The sequence below is a fragment of the Streptomyces sp. NPDC003027 genome (genome assembly GCF_053591435.1).
Genome location: NZ_JBSFTU010000003.1, coordinates 16,608 through 30,225, shown reverse-complemented (window position 1 = coordinate 30,225; position 13,618 = coordinate 16,608). Strand labels below are relative to the sequence as shown.

The 13,618-nt window shown below is 71.5% G+C and carries 9 protein-coding genes and 1 pseudogene; 7 read left to right on the top strand and 3 right to left on the bottom strand.

The window, feature by feature from the left end; all coding sequences use genetic code 11:
* Positions 1-132 precede the first annotated feature (132 nt).
* A complete protein-coding gene (locus tag ACWDX6_RS03430) occupies positions 133-1,566 on the top strand; it encodes a sugar porter family MFS transporter (protein ID WP_451483267.1) in 1,434 nt (477 codons plus the stop codon).
* A gap of 121 nt (positions 1,567-1,687) precedes the next feature.
* Here the strand turns inward: ACWDX6_RS03430 and ACWDX6_RS03425 are convergent.
* Both ACWDX6_RS03425 and ACWDX6_RS03420 read right to left on the bottom strand, forming a co-directional pair.
* A pseudogene (locus tag ACWDX6_RS03425) lies at positions 1,688-1,985 on the bottom strand (LLM class flavin-dependent oxidoreductase); the annotation flags it as partial.
* A 45-nt stretch (positions 1,986-2,030) separates the two neighbouring features.
* Complete coding sequence (locus tag ACWDX6_RS03420) at positions 2,031-3,500, bottom strand: cytosine permease (RefSeq protein WP_451483266.1); 1,470 nt, start codon at positions 3,498-3,500, stop codon at positions 2,031-2,033.
* Between the two features lie 85 nt (positions 3,501-3,585).
* Here ACWDX6_RS03420 and ftsY point away from each other — a divergent pair, with 85 nt between their 5' ends.
* Positions 3,586-4,818, top strand: a complete 1,233-nt coding sequence (gene ftsY, locus ACWDX6_RS03415; protein ID WP_451483265.1) for a signal recognition particle-docking protein FtsY — start codon at positions 3,586-3,588, stop codon at positions 4,816-4,818.
* A 71-nt stretch (positions 4,819-4,889) separates the two neighbouring features.
* Here ftsY and ACWDX6_RS03410 read toward each other — a convergent pair whose 3' ends face one another.
* Complete coding sequence (locus tag ACWDX6_RS03410; protein ID WP_451483264.1) at positions 4,890-5,543, bottom strand: bifunctional DNA primase/polymerase; 654 nt, start codon at positions 5,541-5,543, stop codon at positions 4,890-4,892.
* A 418-nt stretch (positions 5,544-5,961) separates the two neighbouring features.
* On the opposite strand from ACWDX6_RS03410, the gene nsdA reads away from it, so the two are divergent.
* From nsdA to ffh, 5 genes are all read left to right on the top strand, one after another.
* Positions 5,962-7,437, top strand: a complete 1,476-nt coding sequence (nsdA, locus tag ACWDX6_RS03405) for a transcriptional repressor NsdA (RefSeq protein WP_451483263.1) — start codon at positions 5,962-5,964, stop codon at positions 7,435-7,437.
* Positions 7,438-7,788: 351 nt separating this feature from the next.
* Positions 7,789-9,135 (top strand): ammonium transporter, encoded by a 1,347-nt coding sequence (locus tag ACWDX6_RS03400; RefSeq protein ID WP_451483262.1) that lies wholly within the window; start codon positions 7,789-7,791, stop codon positions 9,133-9,135.
* Positions 9,132-9,470, top strand: coding sequence for a P-II family nitrogen regulator (locus ACWDX6_RS03395; protein WP_064070309.1), 339 nt, complete (start codon positions 9,132-9,134; stop codon positions 9,468-9,470). Before ACWDX6_RS03400 ends, ACWDX6_RS03395 begins: the two co-directional genes overlap by 4 nt.
* A 22-nt stretch (positions 9,471-9,492) precedes the next feature.
* Positions 9,493-11,943, top strand: a complete 2,451-nt coding sequence (locus tag ACWDX6_RS03390) for a [protein-PII] uridylyltransferase (RefSeq protein ID WP_451483261.1) — start codon at positions 9,493-9,495, stop codon at positions 11,941-11,943.
* A 120-nt stretch (positions 11,944-12,063) separates the two neighbouring features.
* Positions 12,064-13,617 (top strand): signal recognition particle protein, encoded by a 1,554-nt coding sequence (gene ffh / locus ACWDX6_RS03385; RefSeq protein WP_451483260.1) that lies wholly within the window; start codon positions 12,064-12,066, stop codon positions 13,615-13,617.
* The last annotated feature ends 1 nt before the right edge of the window (position 13,618 follow it).

Genomic DNA, 13,618 nt, shown 5'->3' with positions numbered 1-13,618 from the left:
TTCGAAACTTGAAGGAATAGTCTCTGCAACGTTGCTTTTACCTTCAAGTGGTGGGCGGCGTGAAGTTGTGCGCCACTGGAAGGGCTCGCCCCCCACGCCCCGGCGACGCTGCCGGAGCCTCCAGGAGTCCATGTGACCAGCACCGCGCAGGCGCCCACGCCGCCGCCGTCCGAAGGCCGAGCCGCCCACCCGGACCACCTCGGCCACGTCATCTTCATCACGGCGTCCGCCGCGATGGGCGGTTTCCTCTTCGGGTACGACAGCTCCGTCATCAACGGCGCCGTCGAAGCCATCAGGGACCGGTACGACATCGGCTCCGGGACGCTCGCCCAGGTCATCGCCATCGCCCTGATCGGCTGCGCCATCGGCGCCGCGACCGCCGGCCGGATGGCCGACAAGATCGGCCGCATCCGCTGCATGCAGATCGCCGCCGTGCTGTTCTCCATCAGCGCCGTGGGCTCGGCGCTGCCCTTCGCCCTCTGGGACCTCGCCTTCTGGCGGATCGTCGGCGGCTTCGCCATCGGCATGGCCTCGGTGATCGGCCCCGCGTACATCGCCGAGGTCGCCCCCGCCGCCTACCGAGGGCGCCTCGGCTCCTTCCAGCAGGCCGCCATCGTCATCGGCATCGCCATCTCCCAGCTGGTCAACTACGGCATCCTGCAGCTCGCCGACGGCGACCAGCGCGGAGAGATCGCCGGTCTCGAAGCCTGGCAGTGGATGCTCGGCGTGATGGTGGTCCCCGCCGTCCTCTACGGCCTGCTCTCCTTCGCCATCCCCGAGTCCCCGCGCTTCCTGATCTCCGTGGGCAGGATCGACCGGGCCAAGGAGGTCCTGGCCGAGGTCGAGGGCCACAGCGTCAACCTCGACCACCGCGTCGCCGAGATCGAGCTGGCCATGCGCCGGGAGCACAAGTCCACCTTCAGGGACCTGCTCGCCACCGGCCGCCGCTTCAAGCTGCTCCCCATCGTCTGGGTCGGCATCGGGCTCTCGGTCTTCCAGCAGCTCGTCGGCATCAACGTCGCCTTCTACTACTCCGCGACGCTCTGGCAGTCCGTCGGCATCGACCCGTCCAGCTCGTTCTTCTACTCCTTCACCACGTCGATCATCAACATCGTCGGCACGGTGATCGCGATGGTCCTGGTCGACCGGGTGGGCCGCAAGCCGCTCGCGCTGGTCGGCTCCATCGGCATGGCCGTCGCCCTCGCCTTCGAGGCGTGGGCCTTCTCCGCCGACCTCGTCGACGGCAAGCTGCCCGAGACCCAGGGCGTCGTCGCGCTCGTCGCCGCCCATGTCTTCGTGCTCTTCTTCGCCCTCTCCTGGGGCGTGGTCGTCTGGGTCTTCCTCGGCGAGATGTTCCCCAACCGGATCCGCGCCGCCGCCCTGGGCGTCGCCGCCTCCGCGCAGTGGATCGCCAACTGGGCCATCACCGCGAGCTTCCCGTCCCTCGCGGACTGGAACCTCTCCGGCACCTACGTCATCTACACGGTCTTCGCCGTGCTCTCCATCCCCTTCGTGCTGCGGTACGTGAAGGAGACCAAGGGCAAGGCGTTGGAGGAGATGGGCTAATCCCCGCTGCCCCTCTCCTCGACCACGGAACTGCCCCGGCTCAGGGCCCTGTGCCCCGAGCCGGGGCAGTACGTCGTTCCCGAACAGCCGCAGACTCCGCCACGCCTCGCCGACCGGCATCCCGCGGAGTGACCCGTACCGTACGGCCCTGATATGTGAAGGGCTCACCGGACCACGCCTGGAGCAGGGTCTCCAGGAGCAGGTCCTGCGGCTTGCCGCGCCTGCCCCGGTCGACCCCGCGCTCCTCGTGCTCCTCGGGCCGGTAGCCGATGCCCGCCACCGTCACCAGGCGGCCGCCGCCGAGCAGATCGAGGACCGCGATCTGCCTCGGCCGGCCGCAGCGGGTCGCGCAGCGGACCGATGGCGGCGGACACGGTGACCGCGATCCGCCTCGTCGCCCCGAACACGGCGCCGGCGAAGTGGGACAGTATCTGACGCAACGTCAGATAGAAACGGTTCCAGCGTCAGATGGTGACTTTCTCGCGGACCTCGACGGGCTCCGCCGGCACCCCGGCGGACGTCCGCGGCAGCACGGCGTACAGCGCGCCCGCGATCACGATGGTCGCGCCCCAGCCGAGCCCGTTCTCACCGATCCACGAGGACGCCAGCGGACCGGAGAACCAGTCGACCCTGGTGAACAGCAGACCCGCCACCAGCGCCACGGCCCAGGCCGTCATCGCCTGCCAGGCGAAGCCGCCCCGGTACCAGTAGGCACTCGTCCGCGTGGTGTCCATCAGCGCCGCCCCGTCGTACGACCGACGGCGCAGCATGTCGACGCCGAAGACGCCGATCCACGCGGAGAACGCCACCGCGAGCAGCGTCAGGAAGGAGATGAACGAACCGATGAAGCTCGTCGCCACCACCATCAGCAGGAAGCCGAAGACCAGGCTGATCACGGCGTTCACACTGACCGCCGCGGCGCGCGAGACCTTGATCCCCAGCGTCTGCGCGGTGAACCCGGCGGAGTACATCGACATCGAGTTGATCAGCAGCATCCCGATCAGAGCGATGAGCAGGTACGGGACGGAGATCCAGGCCGGCAGCAGCTCGCCGATGAAGGACACCGGGTCCTGCGCCGAGGCGAGACCGGGCGTCGCCACCGCCATCACCGCGCCCATCAGCACCATCGGCAGCACGACGATCCCGGCGCCGCCGATCGTGGAGCCGACCATCGCCTTGGCGGAGGCGGTACGCGGGAGGTAGCGGGTGAAGTCCGGCCCGGAGGGGACCCAGCTGATGCCGCCCGCCGCGATGGTGCCGATGCCCGCGATCATCATCGCCGTCGAACCGGCCGGCTTGTCGAAGACCGCCGACCAGTCGGTGTCGGCTATCAGATACACCAGCACGAGCACGGAGAACGCGCCGAAGAGATACGTCGACCACTTGCTGCACACCCGCAGCGCGTTGATGCCGAGACCGGAGACCAGGAACGTACAGGCGACGAAGAGCAGCAGCGTGACGACGATCAGCACCGTGTTCGACTCGACCCCGAAGAGCAGGTCGAGCACGGTCAGCACGGCATAGGCGCCGGTGACCGCGTTGATGGTCTCCCAGCCCCAGCGCGCCACCCAGATCAACGAGCCGGGGAAGAGGTTCCCCCGCTGACCGAAGACGGCCCGGGAGAGCGCCATGCCCGGCGAGCCGCCGCGCTTCCCGGCGATCGAGATCAGACCGACGATCCCGTACGACAGGACCGGCGCCGCGATCGCGACGACCAGCACCTGCCAGAAGTTCAGGCCGTTGAAGACGATCAGGCCGGCGCCCATCGTGAGAAGAAGCACACTGATGTTGGCCGCGACCCAGGTCGGGAAGAGCTCGCGCACATGGCCCGTGCGCTCGGCGTCGGGGACGGGTTCGAGACCTCGGGTCTCCATCGCGCCGTCGTTCGCCGCGCCGTCGCGCGTCGCGCCTTCGGCTTCGGAGGCGTGGGGCATGGGGGTACTCCGTACAGATGAGGGGGGACCCACCCAGCGTACGTGCTCCTTCCCCGGTCCGGTCGTGGCCGATACTGGACGGGTTATGGAACTCATCCTTGCTGTAGTCATCGCTCTCGTCGTCGCGGTCGCCGTGACCAGCGGGCTCGTGATCAGCGGCCGCAAGAAGAAGCAGCTGCCGCCGGCCGAGGCGCCGTCCACCACGCCGACCATCACCGCTCCGCCCGCCGAACCGCATGTCGGCGACGAGGCGGAGACACCGCGGGAAGAACCACGCCGCACGATCGAGGAGCTCGACCTCCCGACCGCCGAGGAGGCCGTCGAGACCCCGGCCGCGCTCGAGGACCCCGTCGTCGCCGAGGCGCCCCCCGCCCCGGAGATCGAGGTGCCCGAGCCGACCGCGGGCCGTCTCGTACGGCTCCGGGCCAAGCTCGCCCGCTCGCAGAACTCGCTGGGCAAGGGGCTGCTCACGCTGCTCTCCCGCGAGCACCTGGACGAGGAGACCTGGGAGGAGATCGAGGAGACCCTCCTCACCGCCGATGTCGGCGTCGCCCCCACCCAGGAGCTCGTCGAGCGGCTGCGCGAGCGCGTCCGGGTGCTCGGCACGCGCACCCCCGACGAGCTGCGCGCCCTGCTCCGTGAAGAGCTCGTCGCCCTGCTCGGCGACTTCGACCGCTCGGTGAAGACCGAGAGCGCCCCGGGCACGCCCGGCGTCGTCATGGTCGTCGGCGTCAACGGCACCGGCAAGACCACCACCACCGGCAAGCTCGCCCGGGTGCTCGTCGCCGACGGCCGCACGGTCGTCCTCGGCGCCGCCGACACCTTCCGCGCCGCCGCCGCCGACCAGCTCCAGACCTGGGGCGAGCGCGTCGGCGCCCGCACCGTGCGCGGCCCCGAGGGCGGCGACCCGGCGTCGATCGCCTTCGACGCGGTCAAGGAAGGCATCGCCGAGGGCGCCGACGTCGTCCTCATCGACACCGCGGGCCGGCTGCACACCAAGACCGGCCTGATGGACGAGCTCGGCAAGGTCAAGCGCGTCGTCGAGAAGCACGGCCCGCTCGACGAGATCCTGCTCGTCCTGGACGCCACCACCGGCCAGAACGGCCTCGTCCAGGCGCGCGTCTTCGCCGAGGTCGTCGACATCACGGGCATCGTGCTCACCAAGCTCGACGGAACGGCCAAGGGCGGCATCGTCGTCGCGGTCCAGCGCGAGCTGGGCGTCCCGGTCAAGCTGGTCGGCCTGGGCGAGGGCCCGGACGACCTGGCTCCCTTCGAGCCCGGCGCGTTCGTCGACGCCCTGATCGGCGACGGAGCCTAGACCGATCCGGCCTCACCGGGCCCGCCCACCCGCCGGTGGGCGGGCCCGGGGCCGCAGCCCCGCGAGCGCCGCTAGAAGTGCGTGCGGTGGCAGATGTACGCCAAGGTGCCCAGGAGCAGCCGCGCCTGCGGCGGCGCTCCCGCCGTGTCCAGGGTCGGCGGGCGCAGCCAGCGCACCGGGCCCAGGCCGCCGAGGTCCGAGGGCGGCGCGGTGATGTGCGCGCCGGGCGCCGGGCAGCGCAGGTCCAGATCGGCGTCGTCCCAGCCCATCCGGTACAGCAGTTCCGGCAGCTCCGCCGCCGCGCCCGGGGCCACGAAGAACTGGGCCCGCCCGGTCGGCGTCACGCACACCGGGCCCAGCGGCAGCCCCATGCGCTCCAGCCGGACCAGCGCCCGCCGGCCCGCCGTCTCGGCGACCTCGAGCACGTCGAAGGACCGGCCCACCGGCAGCAGCAGCGCCGCGCCCGGATACCGGGCCCACGTCCTGGCCGCTTCGTCGAGACCCGCCCCCGCCGGAACCTCCTCGGCGAACGGGAGCGGATGCGCCCCCGGGGCCGTACACGACGCGTCCCCGCAGGAGCACCGGCCGGACACCGCCCGTACGCCCGGGACGACGTCCCAGCCCCACAGCCCGGTGTACTCGGCCACCGCTGTGCACTCCGTGGTGCGGACGCGGCGCCGTGCGCCGGACCGCATCTCACGAATGCCGCCGATCGTGAAGCCCATGCCCCCTCCAACGGGTCGGACGCGCCGGTGGTTACGACCCGGAGCACCATCGTCACGCTCCGTCGCCCTCGCGGGGCGCACGGTCGCGAGGGAGGTGGTGCGGACCGCCGCGCACGCCTCTTCGCGCTTCGCTCCGCCGACCCGGGTTCGTCGCATGTCAAGTGAATCGTGTTCGGCGACGGGCGAGTTCATTCGAAGGGGTGGCGAATGGTGGCGTTTCTTGAATCGGCCTCCCCGGACGGGTGATCGTAGGGTTACGTTCGGTGCACAAGCCCAAGAATTCATTGCGCGTGTGGGTATGCCGGAGGCAACTCGGCTTCCTGTTCGAAGCGGTGCAAGCCCCGGACGGGAGCCGCGACGCACGGCATTCTGATAGTGCTTCGCGCGACAGGACATCAACGTGGATGGGGGCGTTCCAGTGGGCGGCAACGGCGCAGACGGTACGACTGCCGGCAAGCGCCCCAACGAGCAGCTGAGTTCGTGGTTCGTGCGCAGCGGCTGGTCGAAGGGCGAACTCGCGCGCCAAGTGAACCGCAGGGCCCGGCAGATGGGCGCGCACCACATCAGCACCGACACCTCACGTGTACGGCGCTGGCTGGACGGCGAGCAGCCCCGCGAGCCCATCCCGCGGATCCTGTCGGAACTCTTCTCGGAGCGGTTCGGCACCGTCGTCGCCGTCGAGGACCTCGGACTGCGCACCGCCCACCAGTCACCGTCCGTCTCCGGCGTCGACCTGCCCTGGGCCGGACCCCAGACGGTCGCCCTCCTCAGCGAGTTCTCCCGCAGCGACCTGATGCTCGCCCGCCGCGGCTTCCTCGGCACCTCCCTGGCCCTCGCCGCCGGACCCGCCCTCATCGAGCCCATGCAGCGCTGGCTCGTACCCACCCCCGTCGGCGAAGCGCAGCCCGCCGAACCCGCCCTCGACACCCGCCGCCCCCACCGGCTCTCCACCGGCGAACTCGACCTCCTCGAAACCACCACCGCCATGTTCCGCCAGTGGGACGCCCAGTGCGGCGGCGGCCTGCGCCGCAAGGCGGTCGTCGGCCAGCTCCACGAGGTCACCGACCTGCTCCAGGAGCCGCAGCCCGCCGCCACCGCCCGACGCCTCTTCAAGTGCGCCGCCGAACTCGCGGAGCTGGCCGGCTGGATGAGCTACGACGTGGGCCTCCAACCCACCGCGCAGAAGTACTTCGTCCTCGCCCTGCACGCCGCCAAGGAAGCCGGCGACAAGCCCCTCGGGTCCTACATCCTCTCCTCGATGAGCCGCCAGATGATCCACCTCGGCAGGCCCGACGACGCCCTCGAACTCATCCACCTCGCCCAGTACGGCAGTCGCGACTGCGCCACCGCCCGCACCCAGTCCATGCTGTATGCGATGGAGGCCCGCGCCTACGCCAACATGGGCCAGCCCAGCAAGTGCAAGCGGGCCGTGCGCATGGCCGAGGACACCTTCGCCGACGTCGGCCTGGACGGTGAGCCCGAGCCCGACTGGATCCGCTTCTTCTCCGAGGCCGAGCTCAACGGCGAGAACTCCCACTCCTACCGCGACCTCGCCTACGTCGCCGGCCGCTCCCCGACCTACGCCTCCCTCGCCGAGCCCATCATGGAGCGGGCCGTCCAGCTCTTCGAGAAGGACCCCGAGCACCAGCGCTCGTACGCGCTCAACCTCATCGGCATGGCCACCGTGCACCTCCTCAAGCGGGAACCGGAGCAGTCCGCCCGCCTCGCGGAGAAGGCGCTCGTCGTCGCCAAGAAGGTCCGCTCCGAGCGGGTCAACAACCGGCTCCGCAAGACCGTCGACACGGCCGCCCGCGACTTCGGCGACGTCGCCGAAGTCGTCCGGCTCACCGACCGGCTCACCGCCCTGCTACCCGAGACCGCCGAGGCGGTCTGACCGCCCGCCGTCCTCTCGTACGGCCCCTCGAACCCCGGCCGCGACAGACATCCCTTACCGCCCGACTCGGCTCCCCCGCCGCAAGGTCACTGGGACGACTGCCGCGGCCGGTCCGCGTCCGCGGGCGGGTCGGGACCGCCGCGGGCAGGGTACGCGCGTTACCTTCCCGTGACACAGCCGTTCACCGTCGTGTAACACGTCCCCTCCCTTCGTCACTGCGCCGAAACATCGTGCGGCATCGACGGAAACCGCGCTGCGCCAACCTCTGGCGCATAACCGGCCACCCTCACGGCCGAAGCCGCTCTCCGGCCCCGCCCCCGCACAGGCCGTACCGACGACGAGGAGACGCCGATGGCACCAGCCATCACGACCCTGGCAGCAGACGCCCCCGAGCTGTCCGCCGCCAACACCGGGTTCATGCTCATCTGCTCCGCCCTGGTCATGCTGATGACCCCGGCCCTCGCCTTCTTCTACGGAGGCATGGTCCGCGTCAAGTCCACCCTCAACATGCTGATGATGAGCTTCATCAGCCTCGGGATCGTCACGATCCTGTGGGTGCTCTACGGCTTCAGCATCGCCTTCGGCACCGACTCCGGATCGGTCATCGGCTGGTCCTCCGAGTACGTCGGCCTCAGCGGCATCGGCGTCACCGAGCTGTGGGACGGCTACACCATCCCGGTGTACGTCTTCGCCGTCTTCCAGCTGATGTTCGCCATCCTCACCCCGGCCCTGATCAGCGGCGCCCTCGCCGACCGGGTGAAGTTCACCGCCTGGGCCCTGTTCATCGCCCTGTGGGTCACCGTCGTCTACTTCCCCGTCGCCCACTGGGTCTGGGGCTCCGGCGGCTGGCTCTTCGAGATGGGCGTCATCGACTTCGCCGGCGGCACCGCCGTCCACATCAACGCCGGTGCGGCCGCCCTCGGCGTGATCCTCGTCATCGGCAAGCGCGTCGGCTTCAAGAAGGACCCGATGCGCCCGCACAGCCTCCCGCTGGTCATGCTCGGCGCCGGGCTGCTCTGGTTCGGCTGGTTCGGCTTCAACGCCGGCTCCTGGCTCGGCAACGACGACGGCGTCGGCGCCGTGATGTTCGTCAACACCCAGGTCGCCACCGCCGCCGCCATGCTCGCCTGGCTCGCCTACGAGAAGATCCGCCACGGGTCCTTCACCACGCTCGGCGCCGCCTCCGGCGCGGTCGCCGGCCTGGTCGCGATCACCCCCGCCGGCGGCTCCGTGAGCCCGCTCGGCGCGATCGCCGTCGGCGCCATCGCCGGTCTGGTCTGCGCCATGGCCGTCGGCCTGAAGTACAAGTTCGGCTACGACGACTCCCTCGACGTCATCGGCGTCCACCTCGTCGGCGGTGTCATCGGCTCCCTGCTCGTCGGCTTCTTCGCCACCGGCGGTGTCCAGTCCGACGCCAAGGGCCTCTTCTACGGCGGCGGCCTCGACCAGCTCGGCAAGCAGGCCATCGGCGTCGTCGCCGTCCTCGCCTACTCTCTGATCGCCTCCGCGATCCTCGCGCTGATCATCGACAAGACGATGGGCATGCGGGTCAGCGAGGACGACGAGGTCTCCGGCATCGACCAGGTCGAGCACGCGGAGACCGCGTACGACTTCAGCGGAGCCGGCGGCGGAGCCTCCTCGCGCTCCACCGCCGCCCCCGCCCCCGCCGTCACGCAGACCAAGAAGGTGGACGCATGAAGCTCATCACCGCAGTCGTCAAGCCGCACCGGCTCGACGAGATCAAGGAAGCCCTCCAGGCCTTCGGAGTCCAGGGCCTGACGGTCACCGAGGCCAGCGGCTACGGCCGCCAGCGCGGCCACACCGAGGTCTACCGCGGCGCCGAGTACACCGTCGACCTCGTCCCCAAGATCCGTATCGAGGTCCTGGTCGAGGACGGTGACGCCGAACAGCTCATCGACGTCGTGGTCAAGGCCGCCCGCACCGGCAAGATCGGTGACGGCAAGGTGTGGAGCGTGCCCGTCGAGACGGCCGTACGCGTCCGCACCGGCGAACGCGGTCCGGACGCACTGTAAGCACACGGAGAGGAGCCGCTGGGTGACGAGCGTCGATGTGACTACGCGAGCGGAAGACCCGGGACCCAGCGGTTACGCGGCGGCCCGGCTGCGCCTTCTCAGCGAGAAGGCGCGGTCAGGGCCGCCGCGCCGTTCCGCCCTGGCCCGGCTCACCGACGACTGGCTGAACGGACTGTTCACCGCCACCGAGCCACCACGAGGGGTCGCGCTCGTCGCCGTCGGCGGCTACGGACGCGGCGAGCTCTCCCCTCGCAGCGACCTCGACCTGCTGCTCCTGCACGACGGCACTACCGACCCCGGCGCCATCGCCACCCTCGCCGACCGCATCTGGTACCCGGTCTGGGACCTCGGCCTCGCCCTCGACCACTCCGTCCGCACCCCCGCCGAGGCCCGCAAGACCGCAGGGGACGACCTCAAGGTCCAGCTCGGACTGCTCGACGCCCGGCCCGTCGCAGGCGACCACGGCCTCGTCGCCGGACTGCGCACCGCCGTCCTCGCCGACTGGCGCAACCAGGCGCCCCAGCGGCTCCCCGAACTCGACGCGCTCTGCCGGGAGCGGGCCGAACGGATGGGGGAGCTCCAGTTCCTCCTCGAACCCGATCTGAAGGAGGCCAGAGGCGGACTGCGCGACGCCCAGGTCCTGCGCGCCGTCGCCGCCTCCTGGCTCGCCGACGCCCCCCGCGAGGGACTGGACGCGGCCCGGCGCCGGCTCCTCGACGCCCGCGACGCCCTCCACCTGGCGACCGGCCGGGCCACCGACCGGCTCGCCCTCCAGGAACAGGACGCCGTCGCCGACGAACTGGGCCTCCTGGACGCCGACACCCTGCTGCGCGAGGTCTACGAAGCCGCGCGGATCATCTCGTACGCCACCGACGTCACCTGGCGCGAGGTCAACCGGGTGCTCAAGGCCCGCTCCAGCCGGCCCCGGCTGCGCACCCTCCTCGGCGGCCGGTCGGGCGGCGGAAAACCGCCCGTCGTGCGCACCCCCCTGGCCGAGGGCGTCGTCGAGATGGACGGCGAGGTCGTCCTCGCCCGCGGCGCCCGACCCGAACGCGACCCCGTCCTGCCCCTTCGGGCCGCCGCGGCCGCCGCCCAGTCCGGCCTCCCCATCTCCCTGCACGCCGTACGCCGCCTCGCGGCCGCCGCCACACCCCTGCCGGTGCCGTGGCCCGCCGAGGCGCGCGAGGAACTGGTCACCCTGCTCGGCGCGGGAGAGTCGACCGTCCCCGTATGGGAGGCGCTGGAGGCCGAAGGGCTCATCACCCGGCTCCTGCCCGACTGGGAACGCGTCCGCTGCCGCCCCCAGCGCAACCCCGTCCACACCTGGACCGTCGACCGGCACCTTGTCGAGACGGCCGTACGCGCGTCCTCGCTGGCCCGCCGCGTCGGCCGCCCCGACCTGCTCCTCGTCGCCGCGCTGCTCCACGACATCGGCAAGGGCTGGCCCGGCGACCACTCGGTGGCCGGCGAGACCATCGCCCGCGACCTCGCCACCCGCGTCGGCTTCGACCGCGCCGACGTCGGCGTCATCGCCACCGTCGTACGCCACCACCTGCTGCTCATCGAGACCGCGACCCGGCGCGACCTCGACGACCCCGCGACCGTCCGGTCGGTGGCCGACGCCGTCGGCACGCTCGGCACGCTGGAGCTGCTGCACGCCCTCACCGAGGCCGACGCCCTGGCCACCGGACCGGCGGCCTGGTCCTCCTGGCGCGGATCGCTCGTCGCCGACCTGGTGAAACGGGTCGCCGCCGTCCTGGCGGGCGAGCCGGCCGCCGAGCCCGAGGCGGCCGAACCCAGCGCGGAACAGGAACGGCTCGCCGTCGAGGCCCTGCGCACAGGGGAGCCGGTGCTCGCCCTGCACGCCCAGCCGGAGGAGCCCGTGGACCCCGGCGCCCCCGAGCCCGTCGGCGTCGAACTCCTCATCGCCCTGCCGGAGCGGACCGGGGTCCTGCCCGCGGCGGCCGGGGTCCTCGCCCTGCACCGGCTGACGGTGCGCGCCGCCGACCTGCGCGCCATCGAACTCCCCACCGAGCTCGGCGCCGGCGCGGTACTGATCCTGAACTGGCGGGTCGCGGCGGAGTACGGCTCCCTGCCGGAGGCCGCCCGGCTCCGCGCCGACCTCGTACGCGCCCTCGACGGCTCCCTGGACATCCCCGCCCGCCTCGCCGAACGCGAGGCCGCCTATCCCAGGCGCCGGGGGGCCACCGCCCCGCCGCCGCGCGTCACGGTCGCCGCCGCCGGCTCCCGCCTGGCCACCGTCATCGAGGTCCGCGCCCACGACGCCCCCGGCCTCCTCCACCGCATCGGCCGCGCGCTGGAGGGCGCGGACGTACGGGTCAGGAGCGCCCACGTCTCCACCCTGGGCGCGAACGCGGTGGACACCCTCTACGTCACCCGCCCGGACGGCTCGCTCCTCTCCGGCGAGGAGGCGGCGGAGCTGGCGCGGACCCTGGAGAGCGCGCTGCGGTGAGAGCGTGACGGCGCGGCCGCGGGCGGGGTGGGGGAATCGCCGCCCGGGCCGCGCGCCGCACCCGATACCCTGGAGGGCAATCCGTCCGCCCGCCCCCGACACCGAGGATCCGCGACCGCCGTGTTCGATACCCTCTCCGACCGCCTTGCAGCGACATTCAAGAACCTCCGGGGCAAGGGCCGCCTGTCCGAGGCGGACATCGACGCCACCGCGCGCGAGATCCGTATCGCCCTCCTGGAAGCCGACGTCGCGCTGCCCGTCGTCCGGGCGTTCATCAAGCAGGTCAAGGAGCGCGCGTCCGGCGCCGAGGTCTCCCAGGCCCTGAACCCGGCCCAGCAGGTCATCAAGATCGTCAACGAGGAGCTCGTCGGCATCCTCGGCGGCGAGACCCGCCGTCTGCGGTTCGCCAAGACCGCCCCGACCGTGATCATGCTCGCCGGCCTCCAGGGTGCCGGTAAGACCACCCTCGCCGGAAAGCTCGGTCTCTGGCTCAAGGGCCAGGGCCACTCCCCGCTGCTCGTCGCCTGCGACCTCCAGCGCCCCAACGCCGTCACCCAGCTCGGTGTCGTCGCCGAGCGCGCGGGCGTGGCCTTCTACGGCCCCCAGCCGGGCAACGGCGTCGGCGACCCGGTCCAGGTCGCCAAGGACTCCATCGAGTACGCCCGCGGCAAGCAGTACGACATCGTCATCGTCGACACCGCCGGCCGCCTCGGCATCGACGCGGAGATGATGCAGCAGGCCGCGGACATCCGCGACGCTGTCAGCCCCGACGAGGTCCTGTTCGTCGTCGACGCCATGATCGGCCAGGACGCGGTCAACACCGCCGAGGCCTTCCGCGACGGCGTCGGCTTCGACGGCGTCGTGCTCTCCAAGCTCGACGGCGACGCCCGCGGTGGTGCCGCGCTCTCCATCGCGCACGTCACCGGCAAGCAGATCATGTTCGCCTCCAACGGCGAGAAGCTGGACGACTTCGACGCGTTCCACCCGGACCGCATGGCGTCCCGCATCCTCGGCATGGGCGACATGCTGTCGCTCATCGAGAAGGCCGAGCAGACCTTCAGCCAGGAAGAGGCCTCCAAGATGGCCTCCAAGCTGGCGTCCAAGAAGGGCCAGGAGTTCACGCTCGACGACTTCCTCGCCCAGATGGAACAGGTCCGCAAGATGGGCTCCATCTCCAAGCTGCTCGGCATGCTGCCCGGCATGGCGCAGATGAAGGAGCAGATCAACAACATCGACGAGCGCGACGTCGACCGCACGGCCGCCATCATCAAGTCGATGACGCCCGCGGAGCGGCAGGACCCGACGATCATCAACGGCTCCCGCCGCGCCCGTATCGCCAAGGGCTCGGGCGTCGAGGTCAGCACCGTCAAGGGCCTGGTCGAGCGGTTCTTCGAGGCCCGCAAGATGATGTCGCGCATGGCCCAGGGCGGCGGCATGCCCGGGATGCCCGGGATGCCGGGCATGGGTGGCGGCCCCGGCCGGCAGAAGAAGCAGATCAAGCAGGCCAAGGGCAAGCGCAAGAGCGGCAACCCGATGAAGCGCAAGGCCGAGGAGCAGGCCGCGGCCGCCCGCCGCGAGCAGGCCCAGCAGGGTGGCGCCTTCGGGCTCCCGGCGGCCGGGCAGGGCCCGCAGGACTTCGAGCTCCCGGACGAGTTCAAGAAGTTCATGGGCTGAC

Bases quoted from the DNA above. Each gene is read 5' to 3' on its own strand.
- ACWDX6_RS03410 (WP_451483264.1), bottom strand. From the start codon at position 5,543: ATGGGCTTCACGATCGGCGGCATTCGTGAGATGCGGTCCGGCGCACGG.
- ACWDX6_RS03420 (WP_451483266.1), bottom strand. From the start codon at position 3,500: ATGCCCCACGCCTCCGAAGCCGAAGGCGCGACGCGCGACGGCGCGGCG.
- ACWDX6_RS03395 (WP_064070309.1), top strand. From the start codon at position 9,132: ATGAAGCTCATCACCGCAGTCGTCAAGCCGCACCGGCTCGACGAGATC.
- ACWDX6_RS03400 (WP_451483262.1), top strand. From the start codon at position 7,789: ATGGCACCAGCCATCACGACCCTGGCAGCAGACGCCCCCGAGCTGTCC.
- ftsY (WP_451483265.1), top strand. From the start codon at position 3,586: ATGGAACTCATCCTTGCTGTAGTCATCGCTCTCGTCGTCGCGGTCGCC.